This window comes from Myroides sp. NP-2, from assembly GCF_014145665.1.
Classification (GTDB): Bacteria; Bacteroidota; Bacteroidia; order Flavobacteriales; family Flavobacteriaceae; genus Flavobacterium.
In genome coordinates this window covers 27001-51345 of sequence record NZ_JACHTD010000019.1, presented here as the reverse complement: position 1 = coordinate 51345, position 24345 = coordinate 27001, and the positions used below count along the sequence as shown (strand labels likewise).

Here is a 24345-nt window from a genome sequence, read left to right as displayed (position 1 = left end):
GAAAAGGGTGATACAGGAGCAGACGGACTTTCCGCTTACGACCTATGGGCGGCATTACCTGAAAATGCAGGAAAAACACCAACGGATTTCCTTGCAAGTACTAAAGGAGAAAAGGGTGATACAGGAGCAGACGGACTTTCCGCTTACGACCTATGGGCGGCATTACCTGAAAATGCAGGAAAAACACCAACTGATTTCCTAGCGAGTACAAAAGGAGAAAAAGGTGATAAAGGAGAAACCGGAGCAGACGGGCTTTCCGCTTACGACCTATGGGCAGCATTACCTGAAAATGCAGGAAAAACACCAACTGATTTCCTAGCGAGTACAAAAGGAGAAAAAGGTGACAAAGGTGATACCGGAGCAGACGGACTTTCCGCTTACGACCTATGGGCAGCACTACCTGAAAATGCAGGAAAAACACCAACTGATTTCCTAGCGAGTACAAAAGGAGAAAAAGGTGACAAAGGTGATACCGGAGCAGACGGACTTTCCGCTTACGACCTATGGGCGGCACTACCTGAAAATACAGGAAAAACACCAGCGGATTTCCTAGCGAGTACAAAAGGAGATAAGGGGGATAAAGGTGATACAGGAAGCTCTACCTTTGAACTGTGGAAAACCCTTGCGGGAAATGAGGATAAAACAATGGACGACTTTATTACGGAACAAAAGGCAGACCCAAAAACAACCAAATTAGTAGACAATCAAAACAATACGTTTACTTTTTACAATGAATCCGAGGTAGACAATGCGGGAACACCTATAGCAGGAACCGGGGTAACCTTTCCTACGCGTAAAGGATATAGTTTAACGAATTTTATCGACAATGATGTTAGTCGTGTTCGTACTCCTGGTCGTTTCACCTATAACGAAGTAATCGCAGCGAGTGTGAACAGTGAAAAAACTATTGAAACCATTACTTTTGATGTTTTTGAAGATATCAACAAACCTAAAATGCTAAGTTATTCTTTCAGTTTATATGAAAATCTTATATTAAACGGCACAAATGTAACAAAAAAAACCGTCGAAATATTCATATACATGAAAATATACATAAACGACGTATTAATCTATAACACACCGGATTACCCAAATTTTATAGCTAACTTGTATACATATAAACGCAGATTCTTTACAAAACAACTTGATCTTACCAACATCCCTTTAACACCTACAAATAATACACTCAAACTGGTTATCAATGTCGCAAGTATTGGGGGTAGCGCAAGCAATAACACAGGAACTACACCAGGTACATTCGCAACTGGTAATGCAGAAATAGCAATTGTATCTTGTACCGATTCAAGCCTAGTACTATACGAAAAATGACCCCTACTAGACAGTAATCTTGTACTATAGACACACCACTAGAAACACTAAAACTAAAATAAAAATATAATCTTGAGGTGAATTCCAACTACGACCTCAAGATTATTTTTTTTACGATGTCCTTAGGTAAATCATTTTTTACCCTTGCAAACATAAAAGTCAGTAGTGAATCAGCAAAAAACGAGATCCCATCAGGTCACAAAAAAGCTATTCTAGGTTCTATTTCGCTCGTAAAACTCATCCACCAACAAATCCTTTTGCTTCCCTGCTTGTACAGCCAAAACATCACAGCGTTCATTCATCGGATGGTTGTTGTGTCCTTTTACCCATTGGAAAGACACGTGGTGCTGTCGATAAATGCGCAAAAAACGCATCCACAAATCGGGATTTTTTTTGTCTTTGAAATTTTTCTTCTCCCATCCAAACACCCACCCTTTGGTTACGGCATCGATCACGTATTTGGAATCCGAAACGACTAAGACTTTCGTTCCAGGATTTTTTAATTTTTCCAACCCCACAATGACCCCCAACAACTCCATGCGGTTATTGGTCGTCAGTCGGTATCCTTGAGAGAATTCCTTAAACACCTGATGTCCTGCCCATTCTAGGATCAATCCGTACCCTCCTGGACCGGGATTGCCTTGAGCGGATCCGTCGGTGTATATAATAACTTGAAAAGCTTGACTCATCTATACTTCTTTATCTAAGAGCTGCGCGATCACAAGGGGAAAGTGCTTGTACTCTAAAGCTTGCACTGCCTTTGCAATATCCTCGGCTGTAAAGTGCTCCTCTACTGCCGTTCTAGCTTGTAAAATAATTGCTCCTTCATCATAGTGTTCATTTACATAGTGAATGGTAATACCCGTTTCTTTCTCTTTATTGGCTAAAACGGCCTCATGCACAAAATGTCCATACATCCCTTTACCCCCATATTTGGGCAATAAAGCAGGATGAATGTTGATCACTTGGTTGTGGTATCTTTTTACCAAATCTTCAGGAAATTTCCACAAAAAGCCCGCCAATACGATCAAATCAGGAGAGAAATTTTCCAATTTTTCGGCTAACTCGCCGTTATTCAGCTTATTTTTATCAAAAATATAAACCGGTACCTTTCTTTTTTCCGCTTTTTCTATTACTTTAGCATGAGGGTTATTGACCAAAACGAGGTATTGGTTAACAATTGAATTATTCTCAAAATAATTGATAATATTCTCCACATTAGTCCCTGATCCAGAGGCGAATAGCGCTATTTTTCTCATGATATAAGCAGTATTTAGGTTTTTAAAACACTCAATTGAAGTACAAAAAAAAGAATAATTACTGACAATAAACAGAAAAATAGTATTAAGTATTAATTATTTTTATAATTTCGCACTGACAATTAACATGTATAATCAGGATATAAAATAAAGTTTTTTATTTTTGCCCTAGGAAATTAAATTTTAAAATTAAAGATTATGTCAGACATTGCATCAAGAGTAAAAGCGATTATCGTTGACAAATTAGGAGTTGACGAGAACGAAGTTGTAGCAGAAGCAAGCTTCACTAATGATTTAGGAGCTGATTCACTAGACACTGTTGAGCTTATCATGGAGTTCGAAAAAGAATTCGATATTCAAATTCCAGATGATCAAGCTGAAAACATTGCTACAGTTGGTCAAGCTATCTCTTACATCGAAGAAGCTAAGAAGTAATAACTAATAACCCACGTGTTGTTAACAGCACGTGGGCGTTATTATTTTCGGACAAATCTACTTATTTTAGAATAGAAAAAAGGACAGATTAACTCCCGTAGTAATCTGATAAACAAATATAAAGCTACCCAATGTTTCCTTTTACAAAGTGAAAAATTGGGTTTTTTTAACTTATTAAACCATAATATTTACTTTATGAAATTAAGGCGAGTTGTTGTAACAGGTTTAGGTGCACTCACCCCAATAGGGAATAACATCCAAGAGTATTGGAACAGTCTTATTAATGGCGTAAGTGGAGCCGCTCCGATTACACATTTTGATGCTACCAATTTCAAAACCCAATTTGCGTGCGAAGTAAAGAATTTCAATGTAGAGGATTTTATTGATCGCAAGGAAGCGCGTAAAATGGATCGATACGCTCAATTAGCAATGGTAAGTGCGGATGAGGCTGTTGTTGATTCTAAATTAGACTTAGAAAACATAGATAAAGATAGAGCTGGAGTTATTTGGGGATCAGGTATCGGTGGATTGGAAACGTTCCAAAATGAGGTAACTGACTTCGTGAATGGCAATGGTACACCGCGATTCAATCCTTTCTTTATTCCTAAGATGATTGCAGATATTGCAGGTGGACATATTTCCATTAAATATGGATTGAGAGGTCCGAACTTCACGACTGTATCAGCATGTGCATCTTCGACCAATGCTATTATTGATGCTTTCAACTACATTCGTTTAGGGATGGCAGACATCATGGTAACAGGAGGTTCTGAAGCAGCTGTAACGATTGCAGGAGTGGGTGGCTTCAATGCTATGCACGCTTTATCTACGCGAAATGACAGTCCAGAAACAGCTTCAAGACCCATGGACAAAGACCGCGATGGTTTTGTACTAGGAGAAGGTGCTGGAGCATTAGTACTTGAAGAATACGAACACGCAGTTGCACGTGGAGCGAAAATCTACTGTGAGATTGGCGGTGGTGGTATGTCTGCAGATGCGCATCACTTAACTGCACCACACCCAGAAGGTTTAGGTGCTACAAACGTAATGAAAAACTGTTTGAGAGATGCTGGCCTTGAGCCAACGGATGTTGACGTGGTAAATTTACACGGAACATCTACTCCGCTAGGGGATATCGCTGAATCAAAAGCTATTCTAAACGTTTTTGGTGATCACGCCTATAACATGAACTTAAACTCTACCAAATCCATGACAGGTCACCTTTTAGGTGCCGCAGGTGTGATAGAGGCAATCTCTGTAATTTTATCAATCGAGCACGGTATTGTACCGCCAACGATTAATCACTTTACAGATGATGAACAAGTAGACGCCAAATTAAACTTCACTTTCAACAAAGCACAAAAAAGAGAAGTAAAAGTAGGTATGAGTAATACCTTCGGTTTCGGAGGTCACAACGCTTGTGTACTAGTAAAGAAATTAGATATTTAAGAACGACAACGTAATGTTGAGCACCGTATTAAATAAAATATTTAAAAATTCCCGTTCAAATCCAAAGGACGGGAATTTTTGTCGTACGATATTCCAGATTACCAAAGCGAAGCCCTTAGACATCGCTTACTACCGATTGGCTTTTACTCATCGTTCAATGAATATCACTGATACTCAGGGAAATCCCATTAATTACGAGCGATTGGAATTCTTAGGAGACGCTATGCTTAACGCTGTTATCGCTTCTCATCTCTACTTAGAAGTACCCAGTGGAGACGAAGGCTATTTAACAAAAATGCGCTCTAAAATTGTAAGCCGTGAAAACCTAAATACTATCGGAAAAAGCCTAGGCTTAATCGATATTGTCGAAAGCAAAATGGGCAATCAACAATTCGGAGAAAACATACACGGCAATATACTGGAGGCCTTAATAGGGGCAATTTATCTGGATCAAGGGTATCCTGCGTGTGAGAGATTCATTCACCAACGCCTGATTTCAACTATTGCGGATATTCACGTATTAGAAACCAAGATCACAAGCTACAAAAGCTTGCTCATCGAATGGTGTCAAAAAACAAAACACACCTTTAAATTTGACGCCTACGAAGACACTTCAAATGAAGATGTAAAATATTTCGGAGTTAAACTATTCATAGACAACAAGTTAATCTCAAAAGGAAGAGCTACTTCAAAGAAAAAAGCCGAAGAAAAGGCTTCTCAACGCGCTTATTTTGCTCTCCAAGAAAAAATAAATCATTAATTTGGGGAATCAATTAACACTTACTTAATATTTGTTCTAAATAACTAGATATTATTTGAATTATAAAAGTTGTATCTTTGTATCTAACGAGTAAACAAATGGGACCAGTAGTTCTAAGATTAGAGGATTTTGAAGCTGAAAACTATAGTCTGATAGCGATACACTCATCGCGCAAGGAGGATTTTAAAGTTACCTATCTTATTAATACTATTCTAGGCCTTTATTTAGAACGCACGAAGATGGATGTTGAAGTGGAAACAGACCAAGGCTTGGCTTCTTTCTCTTTATTCGAATACGACGATCCGGATTATCACGTACTTTGGAAATTAGTATCCAATAAAGCCTTTATACTTCCCGAGTCTCAAATGGCTTCTCCCCTTTTTCAATATGTCGTTTCAACCATTAGCAAGCAAGGATACCTCTTGCCTGAGCACAAAACGGTGGATTATTTTTTAAAGGTTGAAAATACAGATGAACAATTTGAAATTGGCACAGTCATTGAAAAATTAAAATCAATAAAAATAATATCTACTGCATACGAAATCCGAGTAGAAGCGATCAAATCGAAAAACAACCTAATTTTTTAAAAAATATGGTAGCAAAAAAAAGAACCAAAATTGTAGCAACCCTAGGACCTGCATCAGGGACAAAAGAGGTGTTGCACGACATGATTAAAGCAGGTGTAAATGTATTTAGAATTAACTTTTCTCATGCAGATTACGCCGATGTACAAGAGAAAATCGACATCATTAGAGAATTAAATAAAGAATACGGTTATACTACTTCTATTCTAGGAGATCTTCAAGGACCAAAATTGCGTGTAGGAATTATGGCAGAAGATGTGGTGGTACATCCAGGTGATACCATTACCTTTTCAACAAAAGAAGAGTTCAAAGGCGATGCGCAAAGAGTTTATATGAACTATAAACAATTTCCAAATGACGTCAATGCAGGTGAAACGATTCTATTAGACGATGGTAAACTAATCTTTGAAGTAGTTTCAACCAACAACAAAGACGAAGTTGTTGCCAAAGTAATTCAAGGCGGTCCTTTAAAATCAAAAAAAGGAGTAAACTTACCGATGACAAAGGTTTCCTTACCTGCGTTAACGGAAAAAGACATCAACGACGCCATTTTTGCAATTAAAGCGCAAGTGGATTGGTTGGCGTTGTCTTTCGTGAGAACACCTGAAGATTTACTAGACTTACAAGAAATCATCAAGCAACATTCAGAGCACAAAATTCCTATTGTTGCAAAAATCGAGAAGCCTGAAGCAGTTAAAAACATCAATAAATTAGTTGCATACTGTGATGGATTAATGGTTGCACGTGGAGACTTAGGAGTAGAAATTCCAGCGCAAGAAGTTCCTTTAATCCAAAAACAATTGGTACAAGTTGCTAAAAATGCTAGAATCCCAGTAATCATTGCTACGCAAATGATGGAAACCATGATTTCTAGCTTGACGCCAACTAGAGCGGAAGTAAACGACGTTGCCAACTCTGTTATGGACGGTGCGGATGCTGTAATGTTATCTGGAGAAACTTCTGTAGGAAGCTATCCGGTACAGGTAATCGAGAAAATGACACAGATTATCCAAAGTGTTGAAAACTCGCCTTTAATTACCGTTCCACAAAGCCCTCCTACCATTAAAACGAACCGTTATATCACGAAAAACATTTGTTATCACGCCGCATTAATGGCTAATGACATCGAAGCAAAAGCAATTTGTACGCTGACGAACAGTGGATATACTGCCTTTCAAATTTCAGCTTGGCGTCCGAATAGTGATATCCTTGTTTTTACGTCAAATAAGCGCATTTTAACGCAGTTAAACCTGCTGTGGGGTGTACAGGCTTACTACTATGACAAATACGTGAGCACAGACGAAACAATCGAGGACATTAATCATATCGTGGTAACAAAGAAACACGCCGTAAAAGGAGATATGGTTATCAACTTAGCCGCTATGCCGATCGTGGAGAAAGGAATGGTGAATACTTTGAGAATTTCTGAAATTAAATAAATAGAAATGGGTAATCATACCTTATGATTTTTAACTACCCATTGATTGAAAATAAAAAAGCGGGATCCTTTTGGATTCCGCTTTTTTTATGTTGACAGTTACGCATCTCCTTGCCACTCCGCGTAAAAACGCGCTAAGAACTCTTCCATATAACGGTGTCGATCTGCTGCTAATTTCTTTCCTGCATCGGTGTGCATTAAGTCTTTTAACAGCAATAATTTCTCATAAAAATGATTGATTGACGTTCCTTTATGCGCTTTATACTCTTCTTTGGTCATACCAAAGCGAGGCGCTTGTTCTGGGTCGTGAATCGGGTTATTTTGAAATCCTCCATAATTAAATACGCGAGTTATTCCGATGGCTCCGATGGCATCTAGGCGATCTGCATCTTGGACTATTTTCAACTCGATAGAGGTGAATTTTTGATCAAAATTGCCTCCTTTAAACGAAATATTTTCAATTCCCTTGACCACGTGCTCAACCACTTCAGGGTCACACGCTAAATATTCTAGCCATTCCCTAGCCTTACGAGGGCCAACAGTCTCATCTCCGTTGTGGAATTTACTATCAGCAATATCGTGAAGGAGGGCAATGAATTGCACAACTTCTGCTTGAGCTTTTGGTTCAAATTTTAAAATATTGAGCGCATTGTTGTATACCCTTTCGATATGGAACCAGTCGTGCCCGCCTTCAGCGTGCTTTAGCTCCTCTTTGACATAGGCAATCGTAGCCTCAATTTTTTTATTCATTTTTATCCATTTTTCGCTAAAAAGCAAACCGCAAACTATTTAATAATAGCAGGTTGTACCCATTTAAAAATATGTTGTTCTTTACCGATACTCATTCGCTCAGCGATGCGCAACATACGACTAGGTAATTTCATCAAGTATTCTCTGGCTTTCTCTGCTTCGTCCGTTAATCCGGTTAATTTAGCTATTTCCCAACGGTCGATTAATTTTTGCATAATCTCCACGTAGTCAATTGCAGTATACACCCCAATGCGTTGGGCTGAATCGGAAAACAGTTCAAATGCATCCCCCATTTTACCACCTGATTCGCGGATCAAATTGGCAGGCATGGTAATTTTGCGCTTCATCATATCGACAAAAGCCAACAGCATTTCGCTTGGATCCACTTTAAAGATACGATCTACGAATTCCGAGTATGCATGGTGGTGACGCATTTCGTCTCCAGCAATTAAACGACAGATTTTCGACAATTTATGATCGCCATATTGTTTGGCTAATTTTCCTACTCTATTGTGAGAAATATAGGTTGCTAGCTCTTGAAAGCTCGTAAACACGAAGTTTTTATAGGGGTCACGATCTGTACCTGGGTCAAATCCGTCGTTCAATAAATATTGGGTAGTAATTTCTACTTCGCGCATATTCACACGTCCTGACAAGTACAAGTATTTATTCAATAGATCGCCATGTCTATTTTCTTCACCTGTCCAGTGGCGAATCCACTTCGCCCAACCGTTTCCGCTCTCGCCTTCGCGTTGATTCACTCCATCAACGTCCATCAACCAAGACTCATACGTCGGCAGCGCTTCTTCGGTAATTGTATCGCCTACCAATACAACCCAAAAATCATATGGTAATTCTTTGGCGAATTCTCTCAATTCTTTGACATCTTCTAAAAATGTTTCACTCTCCGAATTCGGCAGTAAATCAGAAGGTTGCCAAATTTTCTCCACAGGGATTAGATAGTCATCGACGAAGCTATCTATATTTTTTTCCAAGAAGTGCATCACTTCTAAACGAACATTGTGTGTTGACATTTCAATTTGTTTTTACTTCGCAACTAGCTCTTGGTTTGGTTTAGTTTGTTTTGGGAGTAACTGCGAGAATTAGTACTTCTTTATTCTATTTTAGACTTTATCAGCTCCTCTGTTTTAGCAAAAAGTTCATCAAAGGCATAATCGCTAATTTTCATTGGTTTATGTGCATAAAGGCTAATTTTGGCTCCTAAACCCATGGGGAATTTTCCAAATCGAAACAATTTCCATGAATTATTTAGAGTCAAGGGAACAAGATAAGCATCTGGTGAAAACTTACATAACATTTTAACCCCGTTTTCTGAAAAACGTTTGGGTTGCCCATCACGGCTTCGCGTTCCTTCTGGAAAAATAACTGCCGCTCTATTGTTGGTAGAGATGTATTGCCCCAAACCGCGAATTACGGATAAGGCTTGTTTGGCGTCTTTTCTATCAATTAGAACGGAACCTCCGTGTCTTAAATTATATGAAACACTGGGAATTCCTTTTCCCAATTCTTTCTTGCTAACAAATTTGGGGTGATTTTGTTTGAAGAACCAAATGATCATCGGTATATCAAACATACTCTGGTGATTAGCCACAAAGACAATTGGCTTGTCTGTGGGTAGTTCTTCTTCTTTAGACACGCGATACGTTGTGCCGAGAATTCCGGTGCACAACATAATCCACCAGACCATTGCGTCCACTACTTTTTTGTGGGCCTTATATCCAAAAAAGGTAAAGGCAATCCATTGTAACCCGTGGAAAACAAAAAGCACCAACAAGAGGCATAGTACAAATAGCACCGAAAGTGGATAGGATAGTATTTTTTGCATAAGCTCAATTATATCTTGAGCAAATATACACTTTAAAAAAAAACCACCTTATACAAGGTGGTCTCTTTTTAGCAATATTCTTTATAAGCGTCGATCAAATTTTCAGCGATCATCTCAGCTGGATGTCCTTCAATGTGATGTCTCTCTAACATGTGAACTAATTCCCCGTCTTTGAACAAAGCCATCGATGGTGAAGATGGAGGGAATGGGAACATATGTTGACGAGCAGCATCAACGGCGTCTTTATCCACACCAGCAAAAACAGTTACAATCTGCGCTGGTTTTTTTTCTCCTCTCAAGCTCATGATTGCCCCTGGACGCGCATTACGCGCAGCACAACCACAAACTGAATTTACAACTACTAATGTAGTTCCTTCTTTACTTAAAGCAGCCTCAACTTCGTCTGCTGTATATAATGCTGAAAATCCTGCATCAACTAACTCTTGACGCATTGGTTTTACTATTTCTTCTGGATACATACTATTACCTTTAATTAAAAAATTGTTCTAACAAAGTTACACTTTTTCTCTTATTTTGTCATCTTTCCATGCTAAAGTATTCCCAATACGGGTTATACTGCCTTTTTGGGCTTCTTTTTCATTTTATTCAACCAAATAAAAATTCCAGTTATAGGCAATGATGTGGCAATTAAACAGCTAATAAAATAAATTATTTTTGAGAATAATCCATAAATATCACCAAAGTGAAGGGCGCGAATTGAACTCGCTATTTTTTCTCCAGTGGACTTGTCAGCAAAAATTTCTTTTTTAATGACCGCTCCGGAATACTGATCAATAAAAACGCGGTCATTTACGGTTTCATTCCAACGAGCTAAATCGTTTTTATTCACTTCAAAAGCAGCTGTTTCATCTTTAGGCAAACTAATAGCTAGCGTGCGGTACTCATAGTTCATCTCTTTATTGGCAATGTCCATCGCCTCCTGTAAGGTTATGCTTTGCTTGTCTTGCACAACCGATTCGGGTTTTACCTCATCTCTTCCTCCAAAAACTTTTGCTCCTAACACGCTACTCAATCCATTTCGATACCACTCAAAAGACCAACAAAGTCCTGTCAGCGACATAATCAAAACAAGAAGTAAGGTGTAAAACCCTAAGGTATTATGCAAATCGTGGTTAATGCGCTTCCAATTGGCACTAAACTTAATTTTAAATCCTGGTTTTAGACTTTTCCACCCTTTGATTTTCTTAGGGAACCACAAGATCAATCCCGAAATAGATAGGAAACAAAAGATGATTGTCGCAATACCCACGATGGGTCTTCCAATTGATGAATCGAGCAACAGCCAACGATGCAATTTGAACACTGTCATGAAGAATTCATCGCCAGGTCCTTTACCCGTTCCTAGAATTTCCCCTGTGTACGGATTGACGTGAACCGCATCAGGGCGTTTTCCCTCTTCTCCACTGCGAACGGAAAAAACATAGGGTTTACTTTCTTTACTCACCAAAGAAACGCGTTGTACTGTTCCTTGTGTCGTCGCTTCTACCAACTGAACCAACTCTTCAACAGGTTTTCTCTGCTCTGTATCATACGCTGTTATTCGATAACGCGTCGGCTCCATCCAATCCTGAATTTCAGTCTTAAACGTATAGATGGTACCCGTTAAACAAACTACAAAGAGCACAAGTGAGCTAGCAATCCCCAACCATAAGTGGAGGTCATTCATCAATTTTCGAAAAGGAGATGTCTTTTTTGTTTTCATGGAGATTCAAAACGAACAAACACGATTTTATAACATAAAACCGTGTTTGCAATTATTATTATTTCAATTATAATGACACTAATTAAAGCAAGAAGATTAAAATCTATAGGTCAACTGTGCAGCAAAATTTCGCGGCGAAATTTCATTGATGTATCCCCCTCTAAAATATGAAGTATACCCTCTTTCGTTGAAGATATTATTCATAAACACACTTAGCGTAGCTCTTTTATAGGTATAAGCTGCTTGTGCATTAACCGTAGTATAGCTAGGCATGTCAAATGGTCTAACGTTAACGTTTGTATTGTGGCTATCGTCGCGGGTGATGCTATATTCGTTTACTGGGCGTTTTCCAACATAGTATACCCCTGCGCTTAACGACAATCCGCTTAATTTTCCTTGATCAAACTTATAGCTTACCCATCCGTTCGCCGTGTGTTCTGGTGCATTCATTGGCGCAGAACCATTTACGTACTGTGGACTGTCTTGGTATCTAGCGTATAAGTTAGCATATCCTAACATCACTTCTAGATTATTGGTGATTTTACCGTTGATTTCCAACTCAAATCCGTTGCGTTTTAGATCTCCTGCCAAGATACTTTCCGTTTTTGACTGCTCGTTTGTCACTGGATCAATATAGGGCGCAACTAAATTATTTTGGTTGATAAAAAAGTAGGTAAAGTTTACACCTAAGTGATCGTTATACCAATTCGATTTGAATCCAAATTCCACTTGTTTGATGTCAGAGGCTCCAGCATAACCACCACCGTGTAATAATTTATTGGACTGTCTTAAACTACTCGTTGTCGTATACGAAGCAAATGTGCTGATGTTTTCTTGTGGTTTGAAGATTAATCCAAACATAGGGTTCCAACGATCTACTGTAGCGTTTTCGGTTGTGTTACCATTCAAACGGCTGTAGCGAAGACCTAACATTGCACTCAATTTATCGCCAATAGCAATATAATCTTGCACCATAAATCCGATAGTTGGCGACATGGTTCTCGTTGTTGCAATGTCTCCAAAGATTACGTCTTCAGGCAAGGTGTTATCAATAGGATTTAACACATTGATATCGCTTCTAAAATCAACTAATACGTCGTTTCCATCTTTATCTTTCCCCCAAACTTTACCTGTAGTAGATCCTCCAATTGTTTTTGTTTGTCTGTAGTCAAATCCTACTTGGAAAGTGTGTTTTAATATTCCTGTAAAAATATCTTTTCCGATTAAATCCGCTTGGAACACGGAGTTGTAATCGTCAGATTGTCCTCTTGATACGGTACGTTTAATTTCTCCGTATTTGCTCCAGTCATCGCCAATTTGCTTCTTAGGTATAACTGTTGTTACGTTTGTTGAACGTCCTAATTCATTGTAAATAGATGCCGTATACGAAGTTCTAAAACTCAATTTTTCTGTCAACTGTCTTTCAAAACGCGCCACGTAGTTTTGCATCGTAATCTTTTTCGAATCACCTTTGAAGCCTAAAAACTTATTGTGTGGCATTTCATATAATTCATTTGAATGGTCTGGCCCAAGGTTTACTGTTCCTTTATCCGTTACATAGTCTCCATTCAAATAGTCCATTTCAACTGTCAACTTCGTTTTGTTGTCAATTTTCCATGTTAAGGAAGGGTTGATGTAAAAATGCTCGTTATTTACATACGTTCTCCATCCATCATTTCTTTCATATGCACCATTGAAGCGGAAAGAAATCGTTTCCTTTTTATCCAATACACGTTCAAAGTCAACTGTAGGTCTAACTTGACCATAGCTACCCGCTCTAAAACCAACTTCGCCTTGGTTTTTGAAGTTTGGCGTTTTCGTCACTAAGTTAATCACACCACCCGCAGCTCCTAAACCATTTCCGATTCCTTGTAATACAGCTGCAGATCCTTTAATTGCCTCAACACTTTCAATCCCTTGCATATCGGAAATTGCAGAAGCAGTTCTAAAATCAGAATCCATTCCCACTCCATTTCTCAATACAGGTGTTCCTCTAAATCCGCGGATAGACATACTTTCTGCAGGCCCTCCATACGTTGAAAACTGAGTAACTCCAGCTACGTTGCGCGCGGCATCCGTAATAGTTAAAGCCCCTTGTTCTTTAATGATATGCTCAGAAACAATGCTGATTGATTGTACTTGATCTTGTAGTCCTAAAGGTAAACGCGTGATATACTGAAGATTCTTTACGTTTTTATTACTCCTTCCGTACACGGTAATATTCTCTAATTGACTATCGGCTACAAGGAGGAAATTGACAATTTCTTCGTTTTTTGCTAGGGTAATTTCTCTTTGAGAAGTAGAATATCCAACAAAAGAGGCTTTCATTATATGCTTTCCCTTTTGCACATCACTTAGCTTAAACTCTCCATTTTCGTTGGTTTGAACGGCTTTTTGCCCTTCTCCAATCACAACTGTTGCGTAAGGTAATGGTTTATTTACCTCATCTACAACCCTTCCTTTAACTGTTACGTTCTGTGCGAAACCTACCATTACTCCAAAAATGGCAACTAACCATGTAGTATACGTCTTCATTCTGAAACTGTGTTATTTAGACTTATTAAAAACGCCACAAATGTAAAGTGATTCTAAATAACCACCAACTTTTATTTAGACTTTTTTTACATAAGGATTTTGACAGACGTCCACAAAAAGAGAAGAATACCTAATAAAGTCACAGATTATCAATAAAAAAATCGGAATTTCTCACTAAAACCAATAAAAAGCTCGCTCTATGTGCTCAATTTCTGGTAGTGTTTTTTTTATACTAATAGCTACTATATCAAAGCGCACCTCTTCTGATCGCTTAAATTGCACACAAAAAGCATTAGCCGCTGTAACTAAGCGTTTAATTTGAGGGGGTTTTAAAAATTCATGGGGCAAGCCAAAATCAGTAGAACTTCTCGTTTTTACCTCAGCAAACACGAGTAAGTCGTCTACTTCGGCAATAATATCGACTTCCGCCTTGTGGTGTTTCCAATTTCTCGCAACAATGCGGTACCCTTTTTCTTCTAAAAAGGCTACGGCTAATTCTTCTCCTTTCTTTCCTAGTTTCTTTGATTCACTCATACATTGGGGTTAACTAAAAGCGACATTCACTTGATTGTCGGTGACTTCTAGTTCAACAATAGTGCCCAATTTCAGTGCCCAATTCGAAGCGCCATGTCCCGCAGGAAAGCAAAACGCCACGGGATAGTTGTATTCTTTGACTGCGTCGAGGATAATTTCTTGCGCATTATACCCAAAAGGGATGGAGTTGTCGTGCATATCGGTCATTCCACCGATTAGGAGACCTGCCAAATCTTTGAGCATACCGTTGCGCTTAAGGTTGTGCATCATTCGATCCACGTGATAAAGGTATTCATCCAAATCCTCGAGAAACAATATTTTGCCTTTTGTGTCCATACTCGATTCCGAACCGAGTAGGCTATAGAGAATCGATAAATTTCCTCCTACTAATACTCCAGATGCGCTTCCTTTACGGTTGCCGTTTACTGCCTCAATTGAATAAGAGAGTGGCTGTCCAAAAAGTGCGTGATACAAGGAGGTTTTAGATTCTTCCATGGCTGAGGGGACGCTAAAGGCCATAATGCCGTGAATTGTAGCTAGACCGAGGTTGTGCATATGACTGTGTAGAGTCGTCACATCACTGAAGCCAATCAACCATTTGGGTTGCTGTTCCAAGGGGCTAAAATCAATAGCATCAATAATTCGCACTGTCCCATAGCCGCCTCTTGCACACCAAATAGCTTTAATTTCGGGATCTCGTAGTTGTTGATTCAAATCGGCTGCGCGTGCTGCATCTGTTCCACCAAGCTGAAAGTTGTCCAATCCAATGGTTTGACCTAAAACGACTTGAAGGCCCCACGATTCTAGCAAAGCAATAGCGGGTTGTGCTTCTTCAACTGAAAATTTTCTAGCCGTACAAACAATAGCAACTTTGTCACCAGGTTGTAAATAAGGAGGAATGCGATAATTCATCATCAATGGTTTTGGGGGTTTAAAAATCAAAACGCAGCTGAACCGCAACGGGTTTTTTTGCCGCTTTTCTATTGTTTAAGTTAGTCAAAGATACGCCAATCAGACGCACGGAATTTTGCAATTTTTCTTGATAGAGCAATTCTTTGGCACAATCGAGGATAATTCCAGCATCAGCGATAAAATAGGGAAAGGTTGTGCTCCGCGTTTGCTGTACAAAATCAGCATATTTTATTTTTAGCGTTACTGTTTTACCTGCTAATCCTTGTTTTTTAAGTCGCAGGCTCAATTCTTCCACAATATGGGCGAGTTTATTTTCGAGGTAGACCTCTGAACTCAAATTCTCAGTAAAGGTGCGTTCAGTTCCCACAGATTTCACTAAACGGTCTGGGCTGACTGGCGAATCGTGTATGCCGCGCACAATGTAGTAATAAGCCACTCCAGCCTTGCCAAAGTGCTCTTCTAAAAACTCCATCGATTTGGCTTTCAAATCTAAGCCTGTAAAGATGCCAAAGTGATACATGCGGTCGGCCGTTTTCTTTCCAATGCCAAAAAATTTTTTTATTTCTAAGGCTTCTAAAAAAGTGTCAACTTCTTCGGGATTGATTGTTTTTTGTCCGTTGGGCTTGTTGTAATCACTGGCTACTTTCGCCAAAAATTTATTGACAGAAATACCCGCCGAAGCAGTTAATTGGGTGCGTTCAAAAATCTTTTGTCGAATTTCTTGTGCGATTAGGGTTGCACTGGGGCATCCAATTTTATTTTGGGTAACATCGAGAAAAGCTTCGTCAAGGGCTAGGGGTTCCACTAGATCGGTATACTCATAGAATACGGCTCGAATCTGCCTAGAAATTTCTTTATACCGATCGAAACGCGGAGGTACAAAAATCAAATGTGGACATTTTTTCTTTGCCAATATGCCACTCATCGCACTTCGCACACCAAATTGACGTGCTTCATAACTTGCCGCTGCCACCACACCGCGCTCACTACTCCCGCCCACAACAATAGCTTTTCCCCTCAATTCGGGATTATCCAATTGCTCAACTGAAGCGTAAAACGCATCCATATCAATATGTATTATCTTTCGACTCATCTTCGCGATAAAATAGTCAAAATAACCGAAAAAAAACAGTTTATACAACCCTAAAAAATGCTCTATTTTTTTTGTTTTTTTCTGTTTATTTCCAAGCACTATTGTGTAAATTTGTACGTAAATCAAATACTTTTTGAGTAAGTGGCGCTGTTTTAACCTAAAAAAACGTTATTTATTCCTCTTGCTTTGATTTACTTATTTTAACGCAAAAAATTATATCTAAAAAATGAATGATTTCTTAGCGCAAGCCTTTATATTTTTATTTGCTGCCGTAATTTGCGTGCTCATTTCCAAAAAACTTGGAATGGGTTCCGTCTTAGGTTATCTTTTCGCTGGAGTCTTAATTGGCCCTTTTGTTCTTGGATTTGTCGGTAAAGATGGCGCGGATATTATGCATGCCACCGAATTTGGGGTTGTCATGATGTTGTTTTTAGTTGGATTAGAGTTGGATCCCAAAGAATTTTGGAAAATTCGGAAAGAGATTATTGGTTTGGGAACCGCACAAGCCTTGGGAACAACCTTAATCACAACGGCCGTATGCTATTTTGCTCTTGGTTTAAGTATGGGCACCTCCATTACTATAGGATTTGTGATCACCATGTCTTCCACAGCGATTATCCTCCAAACCATTTCTGAGAAAGGACTAAATAAGTCGAACGTTGGAAAATCGAGTTTCGCCGTCTTGCTCTTTCAGGATATCATGGTAATCCCCGTGATGGCTTTGATCCCTTTGTTAGCAGTTTCCAAGAAAATACCCATTTCGACCACCAATAGCAGTATGCTCGATGGGCAACCTGTATTAATGAAAACCATGGCGATTTTAGGTGCCATTACCGTTATCTTTTTAGTGGGTAACTACATCGTCAATCCGCTGTTTAAATCAGTAGGACGTTTACAAATACGCGAAATCTATACCGCTTCAGCCCTACTGTTAGTAATTGGGGTTTCTCTTTTAATGAAAGAAGTGGGATTGAGCCCTGCCTTGGGTGCCTTTATTGCAGGGGTCGTATTGGCAAATAACCCTTACAAACATCAATTAGAAAGCGATATAGAACCCTTTAAGGCCCTCTTGCTCGGTATTTTCTTTATCGCAGTAGGATCTACTATTAATTTTGAAATAATTGCAGCTGAACCGCTAATTGTTCTTTCACTGTTGGTAGGATCCATGACCGTTAAGGCGATAGTCCTATTTGCTATTGGTAAGTGGAAGAAATTTCCCAAAGATCAATCGTTTTTATTTGCCATTTTACTTTCACAAATTGGCGAATTTGCCTTTGTAATTTTAGCACTAGGAAAGACGATTAACATTATTGATCAAACTTGGTATGATTACTTATTAGCCACTACTGCACTATCTATGGTGGTTACCCCCATTTTAATGTTGTTGAATGAAAAGTGGATTGGCCCATACTTAGGAATAACCTCTTCGACTAAAAACGATCAACCCTATGACGACTTATCGCACATCAGCGCAGATAAAAAGATCATCATTGCGGGATTTGGAGATTTTGGAAATACAATTGGGCGCTTGTTACAAGCGAACGACATTCCGACCTTAGTACTCGACAATGATGCTGAACGCGTAGAACACTTGCGCAAACTGGGTTTTAACGTGTACTATGGGGATGCAACCTCCATAAATATCTTAAAATCCATCAACGTCGACCAGGCCGATTACGTCATTGCTGCTATGGATCCCCCTGAGGTCAACCAACATTTGGTCGAAGTCCTACACAAAAACTTCCCTAACGTAGAAGTGATTATACGGGCGAAGAACAGAAAAAACGCCTACGAGTATTTACAAGACGGATTTACAGAAGTGTACAGAGAAAACTTCTTTACCGCGGTATACGTTGGAAGCGTTATGCTTGAAAAATTAGGTTTAAGCCATGAAGAAGCGAGAACACAGAGCGAGTTATTCATCAAAAGTGACCGTGCCTCGTTGAGGAAATTGGCTAAAAACATTCATAACTTAGAAGATTATATCACCGTGTCTCGCCTCGAATTTGAACAGCAGTCGAACTTGTTAAAAGATAGTTTACGACACAAAAGAGAGACCAAAGATACAGCTGACTATACGGATTAATACAAACAAAAGGAGATCGATGTCGATCTCCTTTTGTTTGTATTACTTTTTATCTTGTGTTTTATCATTTGTCACTTCGACAACTGTACCTCCTGTAGGAATAAAGAATTCCATTGGAAAGCTTTTAAAGTATTTTAGCACGGCTTGGGCCAAGTCTTTAGTTTCTTTAAAAGGAATATTTCTCGAGCGGAAAGCCAGTAAGATGGAAAGACCAAAACTGACGATAAAGTTCATGAATCCGATGAGCCACATTCCGATGAAAGCCCACACTAACATTGCGGTTGGTGCTTCAAAACCCGAACCGTAATAGCCGATAGCTATATTTCCACTGACAAAGGTAATGTGTCGAATGTCAATATCTAATCCGATGAAGGTTCCTATGGCACCACAAGTACCCATAAAAAGACCAAAACAAATATTAGAAGCAATTCCCGGCCATTTGGTATCTACCCAATTGGCAATTTTTGTTGAGCGTTGAATTCCAAAATTGTGTTTTAACCACGGGTGTTCTTGTATGCGGTAAAATACGCGATTGTGCTTGTTTCTATTGGATACATTTCCGGAGATAATTCCAGACAAAAACAAGAAAACCCCTGCGATACCAGCGTGGAATAAGGCTTTCGATTCAATTGGATCGGCGTCGATCAACATGCCTTTCCACTCTTTGGCAGCAATATTCACATCAAAGGCAGAGTCAAATCCCCACATCAATAACAAGGCGATTGGAAAAGCTAAAATTACGTTACCGATAAAAGCAATGAATTGAGAACGCACCAAGCGTGCAAATAGCTTTGCAAACCCAATGTGTTTATCCAAACTATCCACATGTTGTTTACGACCGTCTTCAATTGCTTTGATAATCGCTGCTGCAGTCATTGCCGGCTGTTTTGTCGCTAAAGTAAAGCCTAGTAAATAGATCAGACAGAAGCCCAAGGCGTAATTTAAACTATACAACATGGCGTGTCCGAAAATACTCGCGTCTAGCTTGTGGGCAAGCAATTTCAATATACACATAAAGCCCACCACAATACCGGCTCCCATCGAGCCCCTAAACATATGCCAATATTCACCTGCCGTCTTTGTAATGTAGTGTTCCCCTGTTTTGGCCGTGTGTTGCGTAATTTCGTAGGAGATTAATTGCGTGCTCTCTTTGATTAATCCCGATACGTTGTATTTATAACAGTTGTAATCAATTAATTTTCGAGCCAAACGAATTGTATTAGCTTTCTTTTCAATTTCCACTTCCTCTCCCTCGATAATAATGAGTGAAAGCAGCACATCCACGCGCTGAAGCTGTTGTCTCAAGCGCAGTAAACTCTGGTTAACCTTAATGGAAATACCGTATTTTGAGCTGTTCTTAAAAGCCTGATTGACAAATTCAATACACTGTTTATGAAAGATTTTAATCTGTTTACAGTTGATATCACTTGGTGTCAAATACTTGGTATTGCCCTTTAGAATACTAGAGGCCACTTCCATAAACTCTTTTTCCAAGGCCAAAAAGGGGCTTTCAAAATGGGAATATTCAGGCACCATACTGATAATAGCACTCTCCATTGCTCTACCGCTCATGCGCTGGGTAATCAATCCGATGGAGTTCAACAATTCGCCCATCACCGATTCATCCGATACCTTAGTAAAAATATCCTTAAAATTTAGCTGCTCAAAAAGTTCTACTAATTGCTCTTCAGGAATGAGATCTACCCATATAGCATCGGTATGCTTGTAAAACACTTGGTTTAAAACGTATTCATAGGTATCTTTTTCGGGTTGATACGGCAGTACTTTGGCCCATAAACGCTTTTTAACTTCATAGAAAAAATCGGAATCTTGTAAAATTCCCGCATCCGAGATCATTCGGCTAAAACGTCTGTTAGAAAGTATTTCGCGCAAATACTCCATTAGCGCTAAACGTTCAACTTCGTGCGTCTTTAAATAAGAAGTGAAAGAATCTATGGAAACACGATTAGTTTTTTTTATATTTCGCGGTCGAAAAATATGTACAAGATCAACTAAAAAAGAAATATCTTCGCTCGTATAGATTTTACCGTCAACTACATATTTATTAAAAAGCTCCTCAATTCCTTGAGGTGATTGTAATATATACCTTAATTTCATTTAAAAATATGTTTTTTTCTTAACATTTGGATCAAAACAACCCTAACTTGGCATAAATTTACACCTTTATTTTATATCCTATGATTGAAATCGAAAGAAAATTTCTGATACAAAAAGTAAATTTTGAAACCTTAGCTGTTTCAAAAAACACGATTGCTCAAGGCTATCTGAATAGCGATGCCAATCGAACCGTTCGCGTTCGCCTAAAAAATGATCAAGGATACCTCACCATTAAAGGGGCGAGCAATGCATCGGGCACCTCTCGTTTTGAATGGGAGAAGGAAATTGACTTCGAAGAAGCGCAAGCATTACTGGAGTTATGCGAAGATCATATCATTGCCAAAACACGATACGTAATTCCGCATGGATCCCATCTATTTGAAGTCGATGTCTTTCACGGTAAAAATGAAGGGCTTGTTCTTGCAGAAGTAGAGCTACAAGCTGAAAATGAAACGATTGAAAAACCAAAGTGGCTAGGGGAAGAAGTCACAGGTAAAAAGGAATACTACAATTCGTATTTATCCAAGCATCCATTTACCACTTGGTAATTGAGGAAACAGATGATATCAGCGTCCATAGCTATAAGAAGAAAACCTCCATCGAAGTTATTCAATGGAGGTTTAATTTACATGATCTCAACAATTTAAAAAAAACAACTCATGCAATATGTCGTTACGATTAGTCGTCTACAATGCCCCTAATCTGAATAGTAGATATTTATCTTTATAATTTAGAACAAATATAAATAGTATTTCCCAATCGACCAATTCGCTTTGTAAACAGAACATTGCGAACGCAACAGCCAATGTACGTCTACATCATTAATAGCATAAAATAAGCTTCGATTGGTTATGAAATAAATAGATCCCCCTTATTTTTAGGTAGAAAAGCACAAAAATGTTACCCCATCTTTTTTTTAAAACAAGATAAAATAAAAGAAGGCTGATACCCGATCAGCCTTCTTTTGTATTTTTTTGTAACTATTTTATTTTTCGTCTCTTTAAAAAAACAAAAAGGCGATTAACATGCGGTATGCATCCTCGAATTGTGGATTATTTCCCCAATTTTGACACACTTTTTACTAATATTCGTTGCGTAGAGGGTTAATGCTATACGATCTTTTTGCTCTAATGCGTGACTTATATTTTAAGCCTATAACACCTATAAACTAGAAAATAGGAACGGTCATCTGCTTATTGTGTACTTTCGACAATGCGCTCAATCTTAACGTCTAAGACACCCCGTCCAATATTGTCAGTAAGGTCCATAAAAGCGCGTTTGGATACATCTACACTTCTGCCTTTTACGAAAGGCCCCCGATCTGTAACCGTCAGAACAACAGAGCGTTTATTCTTTAAATTCGTCACTTTGATCTTTGTCCCAAAGGGTAGCGTTTTATGGGCTGCTGTGTATTTTGTATTATCAAAAATTTGCCCACTAGCTGTCTTTCTACCTGTGAATTTATCGTGATAATAAGACGCTTTGGTCTCTTGATTCACCATTTCATAATCCTCTTCAACTTCAGCCATTACAATAGAATCCGTCTCATCTACCACAGGTAAATCCAACGTAGCTACTGTATCTATAATTTGTGTTAGTTGACTTGCAACTGGTCTCGATTTTTCTTTTAATTTACCCGCTTCCTCAAAACTGGATAACGTAATGATGGTTAAGGCAAAAATAATATATTGAAAGTACTTCATAATTTCCCTATTTTAAAAATAGACCGTATGCTAAAAACAAGAAGTGTACCAAAACAAAAAGTAGGAGGGTGAAAGAGAAAAATAAGCAAACGAAGTAGTAAATAAATTCAGCCGTGAATGTTAAAAATAAAAAGCAAAAGCGAACACTTATACCTCTTTTTAAAAAAGTTAGCGCATAAAAAAGGAGAACGGGTCGACACTGAATCGAGGTGACTCCATAATGACTCCATGGTGACTCCATAATGCGTCTATTAAAAATGCCGTTTTCAATAGACGCATTATGGAGTCATGATAGTAACACTATACTGGCAACACGGTGCTGTACAAAAGGAAACACGAGTTGAAGGTGGCGAGCAAAGCGCAAAAAAAAAGAGTGCCCATTTGGAACACTCTCTATTACTTTATTTTATTTTTGGTTTATGCAAACCATGCTTTCCAAGGAATTCTAGATAAGATTAAAACTAATCCGATCGTGTAGAAAATAGCAAACTTCTTAAATTTATCTTGACTCGTTGTTGCTTTCTTGTGTTTAGACCATCCAATTGTGATTAATGCAATTGCAATAACGTTAATTAGCGGGTGCTCTAACGCATATAATCTCAAGGTAGAATCTTTCATCGCCACACTAAAACTTTGTACTAAAGGTGAAACGAAATACAAGATGATCCCTAACAATAATTGGATGTGAGTGAAAATTAACCCAATTAAACCCAATTTGCGGTCTTTTTCTGTAAACTCTTTTTTAGAGCTCAATCCTACAAAAGCATTAATTACTACGATAATCAAAAAAATCAATGCTAAATATGCAACGCCTGAATGCGCTGGCTGTAACATTTTATCCATATTGTTGTTATTAGTTTATAGACAAATATATATAAAACTATTGAAAATAAAAGTTTTGCTTTTTGATTTGCAAGCTATCTTTCTCCTTTTACTAATCTGTGTGAAAACCTCAACACTTTCCGTTAATCACAGGTAAAGTTTTTAGTTTAAAAACTTGCATTAAACTTAGGCTTATATTTTATGTTAAATTAATCACATAATTATATAGTAATTGAATTTTAATTATTTATGTTTGTATATCAGAAATAGATTACACCCTTGTACAAATCAAAGATTAATTACCAATTGCATTAATCTTTCAATTACTTAACACCCAATCTAGCTTAAACAATTATATTTAAATCTTTAACCAACTATAAACCGGGACAAGGAAAAAATACGGAACAAGCTTTATGATAAAAAAAATACTATTCTTTTTACTCAGTGCCTCTTTATTTATTTCTTGTTCATCAGATTCAGAAGATGTTGTAAAACCTGAATTTGATGCAAAAGACAGCTACCTTCAAGCCAATCTTCCAAAGATTCTTGAGTTAAGCCATGCCCAAATAAACCATTTTAAAAAGCACATGATATTTGATGAAGAAGGTCATCTAAAATCAAGGGATGGAGAGTTCTTAGACAATGTGTATCCTTCGGACGAAGAATATAAAGAAGTACTACTAAAAATATACAGGGACTTGAATATGAATCCTGCTAAGATTATCATCATCAACGAGGATAACAAGGAGAGAATACTACATATATCAGAAGGTAGTTCACCAACAGAAAACAAATACCCAACATTTGGTAAAAAGGATGAACCATACATAAGACAAGTAAATGGTGCTTATTTGAATAGAGATGGTGATATGTGTATTCCGCAACGTGGTAGTACTTGTTACCTATTAGTAAAAACCTCCTCTAAAACCTTTACCTCCTGCTAAATAATCACATAACTAAACCATCTGA

Annotated in this window: 22 protein-coding genes and 1 pseudogene; 9 read left to right on the top strand and 14 right to left on the bottom strand. The window is 38.3% G+C overall.

Annotated elements, in window-relative coordinates; genetic code table 11:
• Positions 1-1329: pseudogene (locus H4K35_RS14545) on the top strand (hypothetical protein); the annotation flags it as partial.
• 212 nt (positions 1330-1541) lie between these two features.
• Here the strand turns inward: H4K35_RS14545 and rnhA are convergent.
• Positions 1542-2018, bottom strand: coding sequence for a ribonuclease HI (gene rnhA / locus H4K35_RS14540; RefSeq protein ID WP_182628671.1), 477 nt, complete (start codon positions 2016-2018; stop codon positions 1542-1544).
• Positions 2019-2588, bottom strand: coding sequence for a phosphoribosylglycinamide formyltransferase (locus tag H4K35_RS14535; RefSeq protein WP_182628670.1), 570 nt, complete (start codon positions 2586-2588; stop codon positions 2019-2021).
• Positions 2589-2786: 198 nt separating this feature from the next.
• On the opposite strand from H4K35_RS14535, the gene H4K35_RS14530 reads away from it, so the two are divergent.
• The 5 genes from H4K35_RS14530 (at position 2787) to pyk (ending at position 7255) form a co-directional block, all read left to right on the top strand.
• Positions 2787-3023 (top strand): acyl carrier protein, encoded by a 237-nt coding sequence (locus tag H4K35_RS14530; RefSeq protein ID WP_002988156.1) that lies wholly within the window; start codon positions 2787-2789, stop codon positions 3021-3023.
• 195 nt (positions 3024-3218) lie between these two features.
• Complete coding sequence (gene fabF, locus H4K35_RS14525; protein ID WP_182628669.1) at positions 3219-4472, top strand: beta-ketoacyl-ACP synthase II; 1254 nt, start codon at positions 3219-3221, stop codon at positions 4470-4472.
• Between the two features lie 13 nt (positions 4473-4485).
• The gene (rnc, locus tag H4K35_RS14520; protein WP_182628668.1) at positions 4486-5232 is read left to right on the top strand and encodes a ribonuclease III; all 747 of its coding nucleotides are present in this window, start codon (positions 4486-4488) and stop codon (positions 5230-5232) included.
• Positions 5233-5330: 98 nt separating this feature from the next.
• Entirely contained in the window at positions 5331-5819 is a 489-nt protein-coding gene (locus H4K35_RS14515; protein WP_182628667.1) for an IPExxxVDY family protein, read from the top strand.
• A gap of 5 nt (positions 5820-5824) precedes the next feature.
• Positions 5825-7255 (top strand): pyruvate kinase, encoded by a 1431-nt coding sequence (gene pyk / locus H4K35_RS14510; RefSeq protein WP_182628666.1) that lies wholly within the window; start codon positions 5825-5827, stop codon positions 7253-7255.
• Between the two features lie 98 nt (positions 7256-7353).
• Here pyk and H4K35_RS14505 read toward each other — a convergent pair whose 3' ends face one another.
• The 9 genes from H4K35_RS14505 to dinB form a co-directional block, all read right to left on the bottom strand.
• Positions 7354-8004, bottom strand: a complete 651-nt coding sequence (locus H4K35_RS14505) for an HD domain-containing protein (protein WP_182628665.1) — start codon at positions 8002-8004, stop codon at positions 7354-7356.
• A 35-nt stretch (positions 8005-8039) separates the two neighbouring features.
• On the bottom strand, positions 8040-9038 hold the full coding sequence (locus H4K35_RS14500; RefSeq protein WP_182628664.1) for an acyl-ACP desaturase: 999 nt from the start codon (positions 9036-9038) through the stop codon (positions 8040-8042).
• Between the two features lie 80 nt (positions 9039-9118).
• Complete coding sequence (locus H4K35_RS14495; RefSeq protein WP_182628663.1) at positions 9119-9850, bottom strand: 1-acyl-sn-glycerol-3-phosphate acyltransferase; 732 nt, start codon at positions 9848-9850, stop codon at positions 9119-9121.
• A gap of 68 nt (positions 9851-9918) precedes the next feature.
• A complete protein-coding gene (locus tag H4K35_RS14490) occupies positions 9919-10329 on the bottom strand; it encodes a BrxA/BrxB family bacilliredoxin (RefSeq protein WP_182628662.1) in 411 nt (136 codons plus the stop codon).
• A gap of 92 nt (positions 10330-10421) precedes the next feature.
• Positions 10422-11573 carry a PepSY domain-containing protein gene (locus H4K35_RS14485; RefSeq protein WP_182628661.1) on the bottom strand — a complete coding sequence of 384 codons (1152 nt, stop codon included), beginning with the start codon at positions 11571-11573 and terminating at the stop codon, positions 10422-10424.
• 96 nt (positions 11574-11669) lie between these two features.
• Positions 11670-14108 (bottom strand): TonB-dependent receptor, encoded by a 2439-nt coding sequence (locus H4K35_RS14480; RefSeq protein WP_182628660.1) that lies wholly within the window; start codon positions 14106-14108, stop codon positions 11670-11672.
• A 174-nt stretch (positions 14109-14282) separates the two neighbouring features.
• The gene (locus H4K35_RS14475; protein WP_182628659.1) at positions 14283-14642 is read right to left on the bottom strand and encodes a YraN family protein; all 360 of its coding nucleotides are present in this window, start codon (positions 14640-14642) and stop codon (positions 14283-14285) included.
• Between the two features lie 9 nt (positions 14643-14651).
• The gene (locus H4K35_RS14470) at positions 14652-15554 is read right to left on the bottom strand and encodes an LD-carboxypeptidase (protein ID WP_182628674.1); all 903 of its coding nucleotides are present in this window, start codon (positions 15552-15554) and stop codon (positions 14652-14654) included.
• A gap of 19 nt (positions 15555-15573) precedes the next feature.
• Positions 15574-16647 carry a DNA polymerase IV gene (gene dinB / locus H4K35_RS14465; protein ID WP_182628658.1) on the bottom strand — a complete coding sequence of 358 codons (1074 nt, stop codon included), beginning with the start codon at positions 16645-16647 and terminating at the stop codon, positions 15574-15576.
• Positions 16648-16873: 226 nt separating this feature from the next.
• Here dinB and H4K35_RS14460 point away from each other — a divergent pair, with 226 nt between their 5' ends.
• Positions 16874-18733 (top strand): monovalent cation:proton antiporter-2 (CPA2) family protein, encoded by a 1860-nt coding sequence (locus H4K35_RS14460; protein ID WP_182628657.1) that lies wholly within the window; start codon positions 16874-16876, stop codon positions 18731-18733.
• A gap of 42 nt (positions 18734-18775) precedes the next feature.
• Here H4K35_RS14460 and H4K35_RS14455 read toward each other — a convergent pair whose 3' ends face one another.
• Positions 18776-20851 (bottom strand): site-specific recombinase, encoded by a 2076-nt coding sequence (locus H4K35_RS14455; protein WP_182628656.1) that lies wholly within the window; start codon positions 20849-20851, stop codon positions 18776-18778.
• 80 nt (positions 20852-20931) lie between these two features.
• Here H4K35_RS14455 and H4K35_RS14450 point away from each other — a divergent pair, with 80 nt between their 5' ends.
• Positions 20932-21399 (top strand): CYTH domain-containing protein, encoded by a 468-nt coding sequence (locus H4K35_RS14450; protein WP_182628655.1) that lies wholly within the window; start codon positions 20932-20934, stop codon positions 21397-21399.
• Between the two features lie 645 nt (positions 21400-22044).
• Here the strand turns inward: H4K35_RS14450 and H4K35_RS14445 are convergent.
• The gene (locus H4K35_RS14445; RefSeq protein ID WP_182628654.1) at positions 22045-22554 is read right to left on the bottom strand and encodes a septal ring lytic transglycosylase RlpA family protein; all 510 of its coding nucleotides are present in this window, start codon (positions 22552-22554) and stop codon (positions 22045-22047) included.
• Between the two features lie 417 nt (positions 22555-22971).
• Positions 22972-23397, bottom strand: a complete 426-nt coding sequence (locus tag H4K35_RS14440) for a hypothetical protein (protein ID WP_182628653.1) — start codon at positions 23395-23397, stop codon at positions 22972-22974.
• A gap of 392 nt (positions 23398-23789) precedes the next feature.
• Here H4K35_RS14440 and H4K35_RS14435 point away from each other — a divergent pair, with 392 nt between their 5' ends.
• A complete protein-coding gene (locus H4K35_RS14435; RefSeq protein ID WP_182628652.1) occupies positions 23790-24320 on the top strand; it encodes a hypothetical protein in 531 nt (176 codons plus the stop codon).
• The last annotated feature ends 25 nt before the right edge of the window (positions 24321-24345 follow it).